The sequence below is a fragment of the Hoyosella subflava DQS3-9A1 genome, assembly GCF_000214175.1.
GTDB lineage: Bacteria > Actinomycetota > Actinomycetes > Mycobacteriales > Mycobacteriaceae > Hoyosella > Hoyosella subflava.
The window spans coordinates 3,887,279-3,904,044 of record NC_015564.1; the positions used below are offsets into that span (position 1 = coordinate 3,887,279).

A 16,766-nucleotide genomic window follows, 5' to 3' on the forward strand; every position below is an offset into this window, starting at 1 on the left:
GTAATCCATGCAACTCTGTCACGCCTGAGGACTGTGATCTGCGAGTGCGGCGTGCAGCGCGTCACGCCACGGCCGCAGGGGTTCGAGTCCCGCCGCCCGCCAGGCCCGGTCCGACAGAACCGAATACCGAGGACGCGGCGCAGGCCGCGGGAACTCCTCGGTGGTGCACGGCCGAATCCGGTCCGGATCCGCTCCTATCTCTTCGAACACAGCTCGCGCGAGCTGATACCAGGTGGCTGTGCCGGAGTTCGCCGCATGCAGCGTCGTCACTGTTCTGCTCTGGGCCGTGCTGGCAAGCCGGAGCAGACCATCCGCGAGGTCAGCAGCATAGGTCGGTGAGCCAACCTGATCGTCGACCACATCGATGAATTGGCGTTCTGACTCGAGCCGGTGCATGGTCGCGACAAAGTCACTCCCTGTGCCCGTGAAAACCCAGGCAGTGCGAACGATCTGAGCTGACGGCGCGACCGCGCGCACCGCGCCTTCACCATCCAGCTTGGTGCGTCCGTACACAGTTTTGGGGTTTTTTGGCGCATCGATCTCGTACGGCTCCGACGCGTCTCCGCCAAACACGTAATCGGTCGACACGTGGATGAGATGCGCCTCTGTCGTGTGACACGCAGTCGCGATATTCCTAGCTCCGCGGCCGTTGACATCGGCTGCGCGCTGGAAATCCAGCTCTGCCTTATCGACCGCGGTGTAAGCGGCGCAGTTGATCACTACGTTCGGCCGCACCTCGGTGAGCGCGCTGTGGACCGACGATTCAACGGTGATGTCGAGTTCGGTCGACGACATCCCGACGACTTCCAAGCCGGTCGCCGCACCGCGTCGCACGATTTGCTGCCCTACCTGGCCACGGGCTCCGGTCACAAGGATTCGCACGCGAGTGGCTCCCTCCACAGATCGTTGTCAGTGTTACACGTCACGCACCGCCCCGGAGCGCCGCCACCCAAACAGGGGGTGTCCTCGATAGTGTGTGAACCCAAGTTCCGCATCGTTTAACCAGCGCAACTAACGCTCTCACTTGGCCTGCACCAGCTGAAAGGACTCTCGCTGTGCCGGAACGGGATCCGTCACCAAACCGGGGAAACCCTCCTCGCGATGGCACTTACGGACGTGACGGCAGATTAGGGTCACGCGAGCGCTCTCGTGACCCGAAGGGCACACGATCGCCGAAGTCCAGGGCTCCCGGAAGCGGAGGGCCGCAGCCACCATTTGTGCGCCATCTGCAGATCACAGTGGCGCTGCTCTCGGTGTCGGTTCTTCTCATCACGGGCTTCGCGTGGAAGCAGTTCGACTCGTTCTCATCCCGGCTCGCGACTGCTGCCGGCCTCAGCCTGGGGAATGGTGAGGACGGGGCGATCGACATTCTTCTAGTGGGTATTGACAGCCGAACCGACGCGCACGGCGATGAGTTGTCGGACGAGGAACTAGAGCAGCTCCGGGCCGGGGACGTAGACGGGACAAACACCGACACGATCATCCTGATAAGGATCCCGGAAGATGGTGGTTCAGCAGCAGCCTTCTCGATCCCCCGCGACTCGTATGTCGAAATCCCCGACGACGTGCCCGGCAAGGACTGGCCATCAAACCGGAAAGTCAAGATCAATAGCGTGTTCGGCTCAACCCGCCACCAGGAACTCGTGCGCCTGGTTGAGCGGGAAGGCATGAGCCACGAGGAAGCGGAGCCACGTGCGACCGCCGCGGGCCGCGAGGCTCTGGTCAGCACCGTCGCAGAACTGACTGATATCACCGTCGACCATTACGCCGAGATCGGGCTGCTGGGCTTCATCCTCCTCACCGATGCTGTAGGCGGTGTCGAGGTGTGCCTTAACAACGCCGTCAACGAGCCGAAGTCCGGCGCAAACTTCCCGGCAGGGCGGCAAACCCTCGATGGGGCGGACGCGCTGAGTTTCGTCCGCCAGCGCGAAGGTCTTCCGGGCATGGATATTGGCCGTATTCACCGCCAACAGGTATTCATGGCGTCGCTCGCACAGCGTGTGCTCAGCACGCAGGTACTCACGAATCCCACTGCACTCAACCGCCTATCTCAGGCAATTCAGCGATCCGTGGTTCTCGATTCCGAGTGGGACATCCTTGGCTTTGCGAAACAGTTCCAGGGTCTCGCGGTCGGCGATGTTCAATTCGAGACCATCCCGGTAGTGAGCATGAATTCCTGGAGCACAGATGGCATGCAGAGTGTGGTCGAAATCGATCCTGACCAGGTCCGCGAGCGCATCGCTGAGGTTCTCGCAACGGAGCCTGAACCGGAGGAAGAAGCGGTCCCTGACTTCGGATTCGACGCGTCCGAAGTCACCGTCAGCGTCGCGAACGCGAGCTTCATCGAAGGTCTCGCAACGCGCGTGTCCGACGAGCTCAATAGAGTCGGGTTCAGCGAGGGTGAGGTGGGCAATTGGCTCGGGCGTCCCACCCCGCAGAGCAAAGTGATTACGGCGGATGCCTCAAGCGAGGCCGCGCAGGCGATCGCTGAACACCTTGGCGGTCTCGCGATCGAGCAGGATACGAGCCTCGAAAAGAACCAGATCCAAGTGGTTCTGACCACACGCTACGATGGCCCCGGCGCGGAACCTCCTCCGGATTCCGTAGAGGCAGCAGAGCAGTTCGTCGCGGGGGAAGGGGACGCTCCGCCCCCGCCAATGACTGCCGATAACCCTGGACCTCCGTGCATCGACTAGGTGTAGGAATGAGGAATGACTCTCACCGACGATTTACTCGGCCCGATCCTCACCGCAGATCCTGCTGCTCCCCGTATCACCTTCTATGACGATGCGACCGGTGAACGCATCGAGTTGTCGGGCGTGACTCTCGCGAACTGGGCCGCGAAAACCGCCAACTTCCTTCGCGACGAGTTCATGCTTTCCACAGGTGACAAGGTCGCGGTGCTTCTTCCAGCGCACTGGCAAACAGCGGCTGTACTCCTGGGTTCCTGGTGGGCTGGCTGTGAAGTTGTGCTTGCCCCGGACGCGGATGCCGACCTCACTTTCGCTACGAGCGACACGATTAACACTGCTGGCACTGACGGGGAACTTGTCGTCCTTTCCCTCGACCCATTCGGTCGCCCCGTTCCCGACCTGCCTCCGGGGGCCACCGACTACGCCTCGTCAGTCCGCGTGCATGGCGACCAGTACCGGTCCTACGAAACCCCCAGTGGCCCCGTACTCGCTGGCCTCACCGCTCAGGAGGTCCTCTCGCGCGCCCAGGCAGGTGCGGCGGGACGGGGCTGGGTAGCGACGGACCGCATCCTGTCGACACTCGACTGGGGCAACGCAGAAGACATGATCACCGGCTTCGTCTCAATCCTGGCTGCGCCTGCTTCACTCGTCCAGGTGGCAAACCTGGATCCGCGTGCCCTCGAGCGCAGGATAACGACCGAGAAGGTGACCCATACGCTGGATAACCAGGCCTAGCGTCTAGCCCACATAACCACCGTCTTCGAGGCCCGCCTCGATCTCGAACCGGTTTTTCCCTCGCGGATTGCGCAACTCCTCGATCCAGTATCGGACCGGAAAGGTGAACCCGTACCGCGCCCACTGATCCGCATGCACCGATTCATGGCGGATCAGGCGCGCTGAGGGATCTTTACCCGTAAGGAACACTCCGCCGACCGTCGTTCCTGCCCTAGCGAAACCCCCGCGCATGCCGGAGGCGATGAACAACCGGGTGCGGCCCTCGAACCGCGGCTTCGCGCCGAGCATCCGCGCGTAGAGCAACGCGAGCGCCGTCACCACGGTTGACTGCCAGCTGCTTCGCGCGGCTGCGCGCAGCGCGGAGAAAAGTGGCCGCTCGTCACTCACGAAAGTGAGCCTAACTGGCCGGGATAGATAGGTGTTGCTGGCTGGTGAAATGCCTAGGCTCGTTGGTGAGCGGGTCGGTGAATTCGATCTCGCGGGCGAGCAGCCGCAACGGCCGGGAGAAGTCCTCTCGGGTAACTGGCTTGTACTCCGGATAATAGTTGTCACCCGAGATCGGGATGCCCAGCGACGCCATATGTAGCCGCAACTGGTGTGTCTTACCCGTTATCGGACGCAGTCGGTATCGCGCGTACTCCCCTACGATCTCGGCGAGTTCCACCACGGTTTCACTATTTGGCTCGCCGGGCAATTCCTCGGCCACCATCACACCTGACTGCTTCACGATCCGGCTGTACACCGTCGCGGGGAGGCTGACCGTCTCGTCATACCGGGCCACTGCCTCATAGGTTTTGACGACTTCCCGGCGCGCGAAAAGGTCTTGGTAAGGCTGCCGGAAGCGCGGGTCCGCCACAAGTATGAGCACCCCTGCGGTCATCCGGTCGAGCCGGTGCGCCGGAGTCAGATCCATGATTCCCGTTTGTCGGCGTGCCCGAACCAGCGCCGTCTCGGTCACGTGCTGTCCACGGGGAATTGTCGCCAGAAAGTGCGGCTTGTCGACTACGACGATCCGCTCGTCCTGGTGAAGCACTGTCAGGCTGAAGGGGACGGGACGTTCCGGAATCGGTTCCCGGTAGTAATAGATCAGGCGTCCCGGTTGATAGGCGGTGTCCGGTGTGATCGTGCGTCCGTTCTGATCTACGACAAGTCCAAGATGTGATTGTGCAGTCCAGAATTCATCGGAGCCCGGGAAGCGTTCGACCAGGTAGCCGAACATCGTCACTGCTGGTGATCCAGGCGCGACACGAACGCGTGCGGGACCCAAACCGTTTCGGACTGGCAGCGGAAGCTTAGGCATGACCAGCCGGAGTCCCGGCTGGTGAGCAGCGTTCGCACACCAGCTTGAGATCGCGACCCTCCGGGTCGGGGAAGTTCTCGAAACGTGAGGTGGGTGACGAGCACAGCGTGCATTGGCCAAGTGTTTTCGCCTGTGGCGAGAACGTCGTCGTCATCCGCCCGTCGAACACGTAGAGTGCGCCCTCCCACAGGCCAGCATCACGGTACTGCTCGCCATACCGAACGATTCCACCGTCTAGCTGGTAGACCTCGCTGAAACCACGGTTGCGCATGAGCGCCGAAAGTACCTCGCAGCGAACACCGCCCGTGCAGTACGTCACGACTGGCTTGTCTTTCAGGTGGTCATAGCGCCCGCTGTCGATCTCTGCCACGAAGTCGCGCGTAGACTCCGCACGGGTCACCACCGCATCGCGAAATCGGCCAACTTCCGCTTCCATCGCGTTCCTGCCATCGAAGAAGACCACCTCGTCCCCGCGCTGTGCGACAAGGTCGTGCACCCCTTGCGGACTCAAGCGAGTGCCGCCCCCGACCACACCGCTGGTATCCACTTTGATCTCTCCGGGAACACCAAATGTCACGATCTCTTGCCGTACTTTCACAGTGAGCCGAGGGAAGTCCTTACCGGAGCCATCTGACCATTTGACATCCGCATCGCGAAACGGCGCGTAGCCGCGCGTCGCCCTCACATAGCGCTTGACCTGCGCTAGTTCACCGCCAACCGTGACGTTGATGCCGTGCGGGGAGATGATGATACGTCCCTTTAGATCGTTCGCCTCACACAGCGTGTGCTGCCACAGCCGGAGCGCTTCCGGATCTGGCAGCGGCGCGAACACATAGAAGAGCACGATTTTTGGGATCGACACGACAACATTCCTTGAGGGCGGGGTGACACGAACGCATCGCCTATTGTGCCGGGTTCAGGCCCAAGGCGGAAAATCCTGGCACCCGTAGGTGAGGTCAGACTCCGCGCAGCAGGTCTTCCGGCCGCACAAGGCCAATCTGGAAAGCGAGGATCACGGCCTGCACGCGATCACGGGACTGCGTCTTCGCAAGCACGCGACCCACGTGCGTTTTCACTGTGGCTTCAGACACGAAGAACGTCTCGGCGATCTCACTGTTGGAAAGGCCCCGGCCCATTGCCGTCAGAATTTCGACCTCCCGAGGCGTGAGCTCCGCAGGGAGGGAGGGCCGCTTTTTACCCGGATCTGATCCGTCACGAAGCAGCGGCCCAACGTGACGCAGCAGCTTCTGCGTGGCCTTCGGCGCCATCACAGCGTCGCCACGGTGCACGGTCCGGATCGCGGCGAGGAGCTGCTCAGGATCTGCGTCCTTCAGAAGAAAACCACTCGCTCCGGCACTGATCGCGTTCATGACATAGTCGTCGTTGTCGAAGGTCGTCAGCACGACGACCTTGGGCGTGTCCCCCATGTCCGTCAGGCGCCGAGTGGCGTCTATCCCATTGAGCCGCGGCATCTGAACATCCATCAGAACGATGTCACAGCCAACCCTGGCTATTTCCCGCACACCCTGGTCACCATCTGAGGCTTCGATGACCACGCTCATGTCAGGCTGTGAATCGATGACCATCCGGAAGCCCGCACGGACCAGCTGCTGGTCGTCAATGAGAGCAACGCGAATCTGGTCCCCGGGCACGGCCATAACGTAACAGAATTCAGCTGGCCAAGCGGTACGGCAGAGCGGCCCGCACTTCGTAGCCACCACCCTCACCGGGGCCCGCCGAAACCCAGCCGCCGTATAGCTGGGCGCGTTCCTTCATCCCGAGCACACCCTGCCCAGGCGCCTCCGGCTTCGGAAGTATTCCGGCCAGACCACGCCCGTCGTCCGTGATTGTGACTGTCAGTTCGCTCTCCCCCCACGCCAACCGCACCTCAGTCGTCGCCATGGGGCCCACGTGTTTGAGCACGTTTGTGAGCGATTCCTGCACGATTCGGTATGCGGTGAGTGCCGCGCCCGTGGAGATTTCCCGAGGAGTGCCGGTGACCCGCAGGGTCGTCGATACGCCGCTGCGGCGGTAATGCTCTAGAAGCGGCGGTATATCGTCAATCCCTGGCGCGCTCGTCAGATCTCGCGAATCTCCGTCCCGCAGCACAGTGAGCAGGGCACGCATGTCGGTCAACGCTTGTCGTCCCGTGGACGAGATTTGGCTGAGAGCGTCAACCGCTGCGTCCGGATTCGTCGCTCCCGCATACCGGCCACCGTCTGCTTGCGCGATCACGACCGCCAGCGAGTGAGCCACGATGTCGTGCATTTCTCGGGCAATCCGCGTGCGCTCCTCAACCGCGGCGAGTTTCATTTCCTGTTCCCGCTCGAGCTCGAGGAGTCTCGCTCGTTCGGTGAGTCCAGCTACTTCATTGATGCGGAAACGGCGGATCAGTCCGAACGTCCACACCACCGTGATGAGGATGACGGCGAATACGACGTTCACGATTCTCGCCTGCAACGGCGCACCCTCGTAGGTGTTGAGCACGCCCATGATGCCCATGCCTAACGCACCGGCCACGATTCCAGCCCGGGCGGCCAGCGTTGAGCCGTACGCAGCAAGCCCATACGCTGCGAAAAGAACGCCAACAGCTGCGGGCTGCGGTTCTCCGATCAGCGCGAGGCTGGCGTACGCAAATACGGCGACTGTGAAGCCGGAGAGCTCGGGATTGCGGCGCCGCCAGGCGAGAGGCACAGTCATACCGAGCGCGAGCACCAGCCCCAGCAGCGAATCTGCGGCGGTGAGCACACCCAACAGCCCGAAGAGTGTCACCGCGACCGCGATACCAATGTCAATCCGCATTGCGTTCCGCCGCGACCACGCGAACCAGCGCGACACGAAAGAACCGTCGACGGCCTTTTCAGCAGCCGGAACCGACGGCCCAGCCATGCGTGGTCCTCTCAGCGCAGAAGCGAGCGCGCCATAACGAGGCGCTGAATCTGGTTGGTGCCCTCGTAGATCTGAGTGATCTTGGCGTCGCGCATCATGCGCTCGACTGGGAAATCACGCGTGTATCCCGCACCGCCGAACAACTGCACCGCATCGGTGGTGACTTCCATTGCCACATCCGAGGCGAAGCATTTCGATGCGCTCGAGATGAATCCGAGGTTGTGCTCACCACGCTCAGCGCGTGCTGCAGCGTGGTAAACCATCAGACGCGCGGCTTCGAGCTTCATCGCCATATCGGCGAGCATAAATTGCACACCCTGGAACGACGAGACCGCTGATCCGAACTGCTTGCGATCCTTGACGTACGCGACTGCCGCGTCTAGCGCACCCTGGGCAATCCCTACCGCTTGCGCGCCGATCGTGGGTCGTGTGTGATCGAGCGTCTGCAACGCTGTTTTGAATCCAGTGCCGGGCTCACCGATGATGCGGTCGCCAGGGACGCGGCAGTTCTCGAAGTAGAGCTCCGCTGTCGGGCTGCCCTTGATCCCCAGCTTCTTTTCCTTGGGACCGACAACAAAGCCTTCATCATCCTTATGCACCATGAACGCGGAGATGCCACTCGAACCGAGGTCCGCATCGGTGACCGCCATCACGGTGTACCAGGTGGACTGGCCCCCGTTGGTGATCCAGCACTTGCTGCCGTTGATGATCCAGTCGTCGCCGTCTTCTTTTGCGCGCGTACGCATCGCAGCCGCATCAGAGCCTGCTTCGCGCTCAGAAAGCGCATACGACGCCATCGCTTCTCCCGAGGCGAGCGACGGCAAGACTTGCTGCTTCAGTTCATCGGATCCGCTGAGGATCAGGCCCATAGTGCCGAGTTTGTTGACCGCCGGAATCAACGAGGACGAGGCACACACGCGCGCAACCTCCTCGATGACGATGCAGGTCGCGACAGAGTCAGCCCCCTGCCCGTCGTACTCTTCCGGCACATGAACCGCGTTGAAACCGGATGTTGTCAGTGCCGCAAGCGCCTCCGTTGGAAAGCGTTCGTTCTCGTCGACATCGGCCGCGTGAGGAGCTATCTCCTTTTCGCACAGCGCTCTGATCGCCGCACGCAACTCGTTATGCTCGTCGGCGAGCTGAAAGAGATCGAAGTCCGGGTTACCAGCCATTCCTGCAGCTCCTTGCGGTTGGATACATCACGGCCGTCTGGCCTGAATCCTAGCCCAGCAGCCTCCGCCGCAATGCGTCATCCTTATCCAGCACCATCTTTTCAAGTCCATCCTGGAAGCTGGTCATTTTTTCCTGCAAGTGCGCGTCTGCCGCAGCGAGGATTCGCACGGCAAGCAGCCCCGCGTTCTTCGCACCGCCGATCGACACCGTCGCGACCGGAACGCCCGCCGGCATTTGCACAATCGAGAGCAGCGAATCCATGCCGTCGAGATACTTCAGAGGTACCGGAACTCCAATTACTGGCAGCGGCGTTGCCGACGCAACCATGCCGGGGAGGTGTGCCGCCCCGCCCGCGCCCGCGATGATCACCTTGATGCCACGTGCAGCCGCAGTCTTCGCGTAATCCAGCATCCGCTGCGGGGTGCGGTGCGCTGAAACGACCCCCACTTCGAACGGAACCCCGAACTCCGCGAGGGTTTCCGCGGCGGCCTCCATCACCGGCCAGTCGGAATCGCTGCCCATGATCAGACCCACCTGCGGACCTGGGACTGTCTGCTGTGCCGTCACCGTTATTGCTCCTCAAAAATAGCTGTGTGCGAATTCCACCCGTCGTGCCACACACCGTGGGAAAGCCAGTGCGCGGCGAGTTCTGCGCGGTTACGGACGGTTTCGACGTACTCAGTATCGTCGGGCGACCCTCCGGGGGCACCGAGAACGTTCACATGGCCCAGTTTCCGGCCCGCCCTCTCTCCCTTCCCGTAGAGGTGCACCTTCGCGTCTGGCATTCGCGCGCACAGATGGTGGACGCGCTCATCCATGCTGATCGCTGGAGGCGCCGCGGCGCCGAGCACATTCGCCATCACGGTCACCGGCGCGGTCGGACTCGTGTCCCCGAGCGGATAGTCGAGCACAGCGCGGAGGTGCTGCTCGAACTGCGAGGTTCGCGCCCCGTCCATGGTCCAGTGGCCCGAATTGTGTGGGCGCATCGCAAGTTCATTCACGAGGATCCTGCCATCACGCGTCTCGAAAAGTTCGACGGCGAGGCATCCGGTGACACCCAATTCTTCTGCAATTCTCAGGGCGAGTTGCTGCGCTTCCGACGCGCGGGCTGTGGGCAGCTCAGGTGCGGGGGCGATCACCACCGCGCACACACCGTTGCGCTGAACCGTTTCGACAACCGGCCAGGTAGCGCCCTGTCCGAAGGGCGAATGCGCGACCATCGCGGAGAGTTCGCGCCGCATGTCCACTTTTTCCTCGACTAGCAGAGACACGCCGGCGGCGAGCTGATCTGAGACGACCTTTCCCGCTTCTTCCGCCGTTTCGGCTATCCAGACGCCCTTGCCGTCGTAACCACCGCGTGTGGCTTTGATGACAACGGGGAACCCGTGTTCCGCACCGAACGCGGTCACGTCCGCAACCGAATCCACCGCCGCAAACGGCGGTACGGGAGCACCGATACTCGCTAGTCTTTGCCGCATTACCAGCTTGTCCTGGGCGTGGATCAGCGCGGATGGCGGGGGCTGGACGTTCACCCCTTCACCAATGAGTGTTACCAGGTGGCCCGGCGGCACGTGTTCATGGTCAAACGTCAGGACGGTCGCCCCATCTGCAGCTTTACGCAGAGCTTCGAGCTCGTCGTGACGGCCAAGGACGACGTCACGGCATACGAGTGCGGCCGACTCCTCTGGTGACGCGGCGAGGACGCGCAACGACTGACCGAGGGCGATCGCCGCCTGGTGGGTCATTCGTGCAAGCTGTCCGCCTCCGACCATCAGTACGGTTGGAAGCTGGGAACTCTGACGCTGGTAGGCGATATCAGCACGCGGCTGGCTGAACTGGTCTGTTACCACGATTGTCCATGGTGACAGAAGAGCCGCGGTGAGAGTAATTCCGTGACGTCACACACCGAACCGGGCTAGCCCGCGAGGTCATTCAGTAGACTGCGATCTTGTGTCCCTGGCAGACGTCGTCATCTCGCGAATTCCGCACCCTTTTCGGGGTTTCGCAATTCAGCACCGCGAATTCATCAAGTTCGCGATCGTCGGCGGGACGACATTTATATTCGACATGGCGATCTTCTACACCCTCAAGTTAACGATCCTCGCCGACAACCCAGTCACCGCGAAGATCATCGCAGGTGTGATGGCGGTCATCTTGTCGTACGTACTCAATCGCGAGTGGTCGTTCAAGAACCGCGGCGGGCGCGAGCGGCACCACGAAGCTTTCCTCTTCTTCGTGGTCAGCGGCATCGGCGTCGTGATCGCGTTCATCCCGCTGTGGGTCTCGTCCTACGTCCTCGAACTCAGGGTGCCCAACGTCTCCCTGGCGACCGAAAACATCGCGGATTTCATAAGTGCATACTTGATCGGAAATATCCTCCAGATGCTGTTCCGTTTCTGGGCGATGCGTAGGTACGTTTTTCCCGACGAATTCGTCGCCACCGCTGGATCCGCAGTTATTCTGCCCACGCCGGAAGATTTGTTCGAGGAGGAGCTGGGCCACGCTTAGCGAGGTTCGCCGCCCGTGCTGTGAACCACCCTCTCGCGACGTTGCTCAGCTCCGGATTCGACAAAAAGGGCAAATACGGCCGGCTTGCGCTGTTGCAGTTCCATGCGGCCACCGTCGGCTTCAACCAGCGCACGGGCAAGGGCGAGCCCAACGCCGGATGAACCGCCTCCGGAGAATCCTCTTTCGAAAATACGGGGGGCAATGTCATCGGGGATTCCCTGCCCTTCATCGGCAACCTCGACGACCACCATCTCGCGACGGTCCCCGGACGACCGCACATTGCGGACGCGGATCGTGCATGTGCCCGCCCCGTACCTGAGGGAGTTGTCGATCAGCACCGAGACTGCCTCGCGCAGCCGTGATGCGGTAGCCCTCGCCGTGACACCTGGGCTGCCCTCGAGGGTGACGCGGCGGCGTTCTTTCCGAAACGGTGCGGACCAATCCGACACGAGCTTGCCGAGTTCCTCAACCACCTCAAGGGGCGCTGAATCGTCGAGACTGTGGTCTCGCGACGCCCGGACGAGATCGTCCACCGCCTGCGAGAGCCGGTCGACCTGTCCCAGCGCCTCGGTTGCTTCCGCGACGACGTACGAGTCGTGGTGCTCAGCGAGTTCATCTAGGCGCAGGCGGATCGCGGTCAGACGGCTGCGGAGCTGGTGGGACACATCACCAACGAGCGTGCGCTCGCGCTGGAGCCGTTCCGCTATTTCGACGCTGGCCGCATCCAGCACCTCCGAGACCCTGTCGAGCTCGGGGATGCCGTGGCGGCGGGGGTCTGGACGGAAGTCACCTGCACCAAGTCGCGCGGCGCGGGCCGCGACGTCACTGAGCGGGTCAGACAGCCTGCGGGCAGTCAGTTGGGCCACTACAGACCCGGCACCGATCGACAGAATGAGCAGACCCCCGACGACCGCGATAGCCTGCCATTGCGCAGCCCGCATCTCGTCCGGCGGGATTTCCAGGCGAAGCGAGCCCGACACCCCCAGAGACAGCGACTCGACGATCGCCTGCTCCACAAATTGTTCACCCACGGAAGCGCGTGAGGCGCTGTCCAACGGCGTTGGATAAATGACCTCGAGCCTGCCGCCAGGTGGCACCACCAGTCGTAGCGGCTCCGTGTCGAGCCGACCCTGGATCAGGCCCTCTTGCCCCTGCTGGCTGAGCACCTCTGTTGCCATCTGGTCGAGACGGACCTTCATGTCCTCTCGGGTGAACTCTTCGACGATCCGCCATGCGCTGAGCAACAAGGGCACTCCGAGGAGCATCGCCACTACAACGACCACCGCGACAGTGGAGAGCAAAATGCGGCGATTCACTGGTCTTCCGCCTGCTGGCTAGTCAGCATTGAACCGGAATCCGACACCACGGACGGTCGAAATCCGGCGGCCCAGTTCCCGGCCTTCATCACCGATCTTCCGGCGCAGCCACGACATGTGCATGTCGAGCGTCTTGGAGCCCCGGAGGTCGACGTCTCCCCAGACTTCCCGCTGAATCTGATCCCGGGAGACGACCTCACCTGCGTGTTCCATCAGGAGTTTCAGCAACTCGTATTCTTTGTTTGCCAGGGAGAGCTCTTTCCCCTCGAGCAGGACACGGCGTGCGGGCTTATCGAGTAGCAGACCACCGATCTCGATGGACGCTTCATCACTGGCCCCGCCATGCCTGCGCAGCAATGCGCGGACTCGCGCGAGGAGCTCAGCGAGCCGGAATGGCTTGCCCACGTAGTCGTCGGCACCCGCATCGAGGCCCACAACAAAGTCCACCTCGTCCGTGCGCGCGGTAAGCATCAACACCGGCACATCGAGCTTGTTCGACCTGATCTGCCGGCAAACCTCAAGGCCATCCATTCCCGGGAGGCCAAGGTCCAGCAACAGCAGGTCCCAGGTACCTGTCAGCACCTGTTCCAGCGCATCGTCGCCGTTGGGGGCGATACGCACCTCGTAGCCTTCGCGTTCAAGCGCCCTGGACAGCGGCGCGGCGATTGCTTCGTCATCTTCGGCGAGCAGCACGGATCTCACGAACACCAGGTTAGAGTTTCTGCGCGGATTCAGCGCGTTACGTGGCCTACTTGGCTTTGAGTAGTCCAAAGAAACGTCGCCCCTTAGGGGCCGTTCCAGCACCAAAAATATGTTCGTACAGCACGGCGTGTGCGTCACGGACGGCAGGCAGGTGCGCGAACTCAAACGGTGGCTCGCCGACTGGTGAGATGATCAGTGTCCCTGTTTTCGCCAGACGATCCGTAAACCCGCAGCGGAATCGCACGCCCGCCACACGCTGCAGCGGAATATCGAATCCGCGTCTGGACAGCAGGCCTTCACGCACCGCGATCCGGTGGTCAGTGATTATCAGCACCGTTCGCCACCAGCTGACGTACGGCCGGAAAAACTTGGTGATCACGGTGAGCAGCCACACGAAAACCACGAACAGGATCGCTATGCCCCGGATGCCTGAGGGGGCACTCACTTCGATCAGCCCGATCAAGGCACCCGCGATCGCAGTCGCAGCGATCATCCACGCAGCGGGCCCGAGCAGCATCTTCCAATGCGGGTGCCGCTGCATCAGCACGAGTTCTTCTCGTGCTGGAGATCGTCCCCCACGGAAGGGGCCACCCAGAAAAGACATTCTCCTATTTTGCGTCGCTATTCAGCTGCACGCACATGAGTCACGTCACCAGCTGATACCGAAACAACCTCGCCGCCAGAATCGGGGCGCACTACCAGGCGGCCAGATGCGTCGATGCGCTCGGCACGGCCATACAGCGACTCGTCACCTGGCAACGACACTCGGACCTGCTGACCGAGCGTGACACACCACGTCACGTACTCCGCGGCGACTTCTGGGTCGCGCCCGCCCAAAGCCATCCAGTTGTCGAGCCGTGTAGCGAGTTCCTTCAGGGCGGCGGCAGCAAGCACGTTGCGGTCGACGCTGGGCGCGCCCTCGATCATCAGTGACGTCGCGGTGGGTACGGGAAGTTCGTTCTCGGCCAAACAGACGTTGATACCGAACCCCACTACTACCCCTAAAGTGCCTGGCTGAGAGGCAACTTCTGCGAGAATCCCGGCAATCTTGCGCTCGCCTACCAAGATGTCGTTCGGCCACTTCAGCCTCGCATCGACACCTGCTGCCTCACGCAGTGCGCGCGCAACCGCAACGCCGGTGAGCAGCGGAATCCATCCGAGCCGCGCGGGTTCTACGCCGACCGGCCGGAAAAGCACCGACATGATGAGGCCCGAGCCCGGTCTGGTAACCCAGGTACGGTCGTGCCGGCCCCGCCCGGCAGTCTGCTGTTCAGCAAGGAGAACCGCGCGGTCCGTCCCGTTCGCCGCCTGCACGAGGAGGTCCGCGTTCGTCGAGCCAGTCTCGGAAACGACGTCGATTGTCCGCCAGAAGTCCGACGCTTTACTGCACTCAGATTCGAGTTGGGAGCGGATATCTTGTGCGCTGAGAGGGCCGGATTGCGCGTGTGCCATGGCCTCACACTACGACGGGGCCTGGCGTGTAATGGGTACTCGGTCACATCTTTCTGGGAGTTTCTCGATACACTCGCGCCCATGACCAGTGTGACCGAGCCAGAGCAGACCTCGCCGGAAGCGCCAGAAGCAACGCCGGGCGGGAACAGCGAAGCCGCAGAGACAATCGACATCCACACCACAGCGGGAAAGCTTGCTGACCTTCGGCGGCGCCTCGAGGAGTCGCGGCACCCGGTAGGTGAAGCTGCGGTCGCGAAAGTCCACGACAAGGGGAAACTCACCGCCCGCGAGCGGATCGAGCAACTTCTCGACGACGGGTCCTTCGTCGAACTCGACGCCCTCGCGCGGCACCGCTCCACGAACTTTGGGCTGGCCGACAATCGTCCGCTCGGCGACGGGGTCGTCACCGGTTACGGCACAATCGACGGGCGTGAGGTGTGCGTCTTCAGCCAGGACGTCACCGTCTTCGGCGGCAGTCTCGGCGAAGTCTACGGCGAGAAGATCGTCAAGGTCATGGACCTCGCCATCAAGACGGGACGTCCCCTGATCGGAATCAACGAGGGCGCGGGCGCGCGCATCCAGGAAGGCGTTGTATCGCTCGGCCTGTACGGCGAGATCTTCCACCGGAACGTTCGTGCCTCGGGCGTCATTCCCCAGATTTCCCTCATCATGGGGCCCGCCGCGGGCGGACACGTGTATTCCCCTGCCCTCACCGACTTTGTCGTCATGGTGGACCAGAAGTCCCAGATGTTCGTGACCGGGCCGGACGTCATCAAGACGGTCACCGGCGAAGAGGTCACGATGGAGGAACTGGGTGGCGCACACACGCACATGGTCAAGTCCGGTGTCGCGCACTACGTCGCGAATAGCGAAGACGACGCGCTTGACTACGTCAAAGAACTACTCAGCTTCCTGCCCAGCAACAATCGGGGCGAGGCGCCGCGCTTCCCGTCGCCAGCCCCGCTGCACGGCAGCGCGGAAGAGTCCCTGACTGCTGATGATCTCGAACTCGACACAATCATCCCCGATTCACCTAACCAGCCGTATGACATGCATGAAGTCATCAGGCGAATCGTCGACGACAGCGAGTTCCTCGAGGTACAAGCGCAGCGCGCCATGAACATTCTCTGCGGGTTCGCGCGCGTCGAGGGCCGCAGCGTGGGAATCGTCGCAAATCAGCCCACCCAGTTCGCGGGCACGCTCGACATTGCTGCGTCGGAAAAGGCAGCGCGGTTCGTCCGCACCTGTGATGCGTTCAACGTGCCAATCCTCACCCTTGTTGATGTGCCGGGCTTTCTCCCCGGAACGGACCAGGAGTTCAACGGCATCATTCGGCGAGGAGCGAAGCTCCTCTATGCCTACGGTGAGGCCACAGTCGGCAAGATCACCATCATCACCCGCAAGGCATACGGTGGGGCCTATGACGTGATGGGCTCCAAGCACATGGGCGCCGACGTGAACCTTGCCTGGCCGACGGCACAGATCGCCGTGATGGGCGCGTCCGGCGCGGTCGGGTTTGTGTACCGGCGCCGTCTGCTCGAGGCCGCCAAGAACGGGGAAGACGTCGACGCGCTGCGGCTGCAGTTGCAGCAGGAGTACGAGGACACTCTCGTCAACCCCTACATGGCTGCGGAGCGCGGGTACCTCGATGCGGTGATTCCGCCGTCGCACACACGCTGGCAGGTTGCCACTGCGCTGCGACTGCTGGAACGGAAGGTCGTCAACGTTCCACCGAAGAAGCATGGGAATATTCCACTGTGAGCGAGTCAGACCCAACACCAGCCCCCACCTTTCTCCAGGTAGAGCGCGGAAGCGTCACGGATGAGGAACTTGCCGCGCTCGTCGCCGTCTTCGCCGGTGCTGCCGCGGCGGCTTCTGCGAATCCAGCCCCAGATCCGCGACCGCGGGAGATGTGGGGAAACGTTGTCGACAACTTGCGCCACCAGCCGCCCCTCCCGCCGGGCGCGTTCGTCAACCAGCGGTACTGGCAGTAAAAGC

General features: G+C 62.3%; 18 protein-coding genes. 5 read left to right on the top strand and 13 right to left on the bottom strand.

The annotated features are described in order from the left end of the window. Positions 1-18: 18 nt before the first annotated feature. On the bottom strand, positions 19-882 hold the full coding sequence (rfbD, locus tag AS9A_RS18270; protein WP_013808602.1) for a dTDP-4-dehydrorhamnose reductase: 864 nt from the start codon (positions 880-882) through the stop codon (positions 19-21). Between the two features lie 335 nt (positions 883-1,217). Between rfbD and AS9A_RS18280 the strand changes: the two genes are divergently transcribed. Further along, a complete protein-coding gene (locus AS9A_RS18280; protein ID WP_013808604.1) occupies positions 1,218-2,696 on the top strand; it encodes an LCP family protein in 1,479 nt (492 codons plus the stop codon). A 15-nt stretch (positions 2,697-2,711) separates the two neighbouring features. Next, a complete protein-coding gene (locus AS9A_RS18285; RefSeq protein ID WP_013808605.1) occupies positions 2,712-3,428 on the top strand; it encodes a TIGR03089 family protein in 717 nt (238 codons plus the stop codon). Positions 3,429-3,431: 3 nt separating this feature from the next. On the opposite strand, the gene AS9A_RS18290 is transcribed toward AS9A_RS18285, so the two are convergent. From AS9A_RS18290 to AS9A_RS18325, 8 genes are all read right to left on the bottom strand, one after another. Further along, entirely contained in the window at positions 3,432-3,815 is a 384-nt protein-coding gene (locus AS9A_RS18290; protein ID WP_013808606.1) for a hypothetical protein, read from the bottom strand. A 10-nt stretch (positions 3,816-3,825) separates the two neighbouring features. Further along, positions 3,826-4,728 carry a pseudouridine synthase gene (locus AS9A_RS18295; RefSeq protein WP_041451203.1) on the bottom strand — a complete coding sequence of 301 codons (903 nt, stop codon included), beginning with the start codon at positions 4,726-4,728 and terminating at the stop codon, positions 3,826-3,828. Further along, the gene (gene trhO, locus AS9A_RS18300) at positions 4,721-5,590 is read right to left on the bottom strand and encodes an oxygen-dependent tRNA uridine(34) hydroxylase TrhO (protein ID WP_013808608.1); all 870 of its coding nucleotides are present in this window, start codon (positions 5,588-5,590) and stop codon (positions 4,721-4,723) included. The genes AS9A_RS18295 and trhO overlap by 8 nt, the downstream gene beginning before the upstream one ends. 94 nt (positions 5,591-5,684) lie before the next feature. After that, positions 5,685-6,386: a response regulator gene (locus tag AS9A_RS18305; RefSeq protein ID WP_013808609.1), complete on the bottom strand. Its 702-nt coding sequence runs from the start codon at positions 6,384-6,386 to the stop codon at positions 5,685-5,687. A gap of 13 nt (positions 6,387-6,399) precedes the next feature. Beyond that, entirely contained in the window at positions 6,400-7,617 is a 1,218-nt protein-coding gene (locus tag AS9A_RS18310; protein ID WP_013808610.1) for a sensor histidine kinase, read from the bottom strand. A gap of 11 nt (positions 7,618-7,628) precedes the next feature. Continuing rightward, complete coding sequence (locus tag AS9A_RS18315) at positions 7,629-8,789, bottom strand: acyl-CoA dehydrogenase (protein WP_013808611.1); 1,161 nt, start codon at positions 8,787-8,789, stop codon at positions 7,629-7,631. A 49-nt stretch (positions 8,790-8,838) separates the two neighbouring features. After that, positions 8,839-9,357, bottom strand: a complete 519-nt coding sequence (purE, locus tag AS9A_RS18320; protein WP_013808612.1) for a 5-(carboxyamino)imidazole ribonucleotide mutase — start codon at positions 9,355-9,357, stop codon at positions 8,839-8,841. A gap of 2 nt (positions 9,358-9,359) precedes the next feature. Next, on the bottom strand, positions 9,360-10,604 hold the full coding sequence (locus AS9A_RS18325; protein ID WP_049793952.1) for a 5-(carboxyamino)imidazole ribonucleotide synthase: 1,245 nt from the start codon (positions 10,602-10,604) through the stop codon (positions 9,360-9,362). A gap of 136 nt (positions 10,605-10,740) precedes the next feature. Here AS9A_RS18325 and AS9A_RS18330 point away from each other — a divergent pair, with 136 nt between their 5' ends. Beyond that, the gene (locus tag AS9A_RS18330) at positions 10,741-11,298 is read left to right on the top strand and encodes a GtrA family protein (RefSeq protein ID WP_013808614.1); all 558 of its coding nucleotides are present in this window, start codon (positions 10,741-10,743) and stop codon (positions 11,296-11,298) included. Here the strand turns inward: AS9A_RS18330 and AS9A_RS18335 are convergent. From AS9A_RS18335 to AS9A_RS18350, 4 genes are read right to left on the bottom strand one after another with little or no spacing between them, the layout of a single operon-like run. Next, on the bottom strand, positions 11,295-12,614 hold the full coding sequence (locus AS9A_RS18335; protein WP_013808615.1) for a sensor histidine kinase: 1,320 nt from the start codon (positions 12,612-12,614) through the stop codon (positions 11,295-11,297). The two genes, AS9A_RS18330 and AS9A_RS18335, sit on opposite strands and share 4 nt — an antisense overlap. A gap of 18 nt (positions 12,615-12,632) precedes the next feature. Beyond that, positions 12,633-13,316 carry a response regulator transcription factor gene (locus AS9A_RS18340; protein ID WP_041452191.1) on the bottom strand — a complete coding sequence of 228 codons (684 nt, stop codon included), beginning with the start codon at positions 13,314-13,316 and terminating at the stop codon, positions 12,633-12,635. A gap of 46 nt (positions 13,317-13,362) precedes the next feature. Beyond that, positions 13,363-13,920 (bottom strand): PH domain-containing protein, encoded by a 558-nt coding sequence (locus AS9A_RS18345; protein ID WP_083826596.1) that lies wholly within the window; start codon positions 13,918-13,920, stop codon positions 13,363-13,365. A gap of 17 nt (positions 13,921-13,937) precedes the next feature. Beyond that, positions 13,938-14,768 (bottom strand): biotin--[acetyl-CoA-carboxylase] ligase, encoded by an 831-nt coding sequence (locus tag AS9A_RS18350; protein ID WP_013808618.1) that lies wholly within the window; start codon positions 14,766-14,768, stop codon positions 13,938-13,940. Between the two features lie 81 nt (positions 14,769-14,849). On the opposite strand from AS9A_RS18350, the gene AS9A_RS18355 reads away from it, so the two are divergent. Together AS9A_RS18355 and AS9A_RS18360 are read left to right on the top strand one after the other, a co-directional pair. Further along, entirely contained in the window at positions 14,850-16,529 is a 1,680-nt protein-coding gene (locus tag AS9A_RS18355) for an acyl-CoA carboxylase subunit beta (protein WP_013808619.1), read from the top strand. Continuing rightward, positions 16,526-16,762: an acyl-CoA carboxylase epsilon subunit gene (locus AS9A_RS18360; protein WP_041451205.1), complete on the top strand. Its 237-nt coding sequence runs from the start codon at positions 16,526-16,528 to the stop codon at positions 16,760-16,762. Before AS9A_RS18355 ends, AS9A_RS18360 begins: the two co-directional genes overlap by 4 nt. Positions 16,763-16,766: the final 4 nt, after the last annotated feature.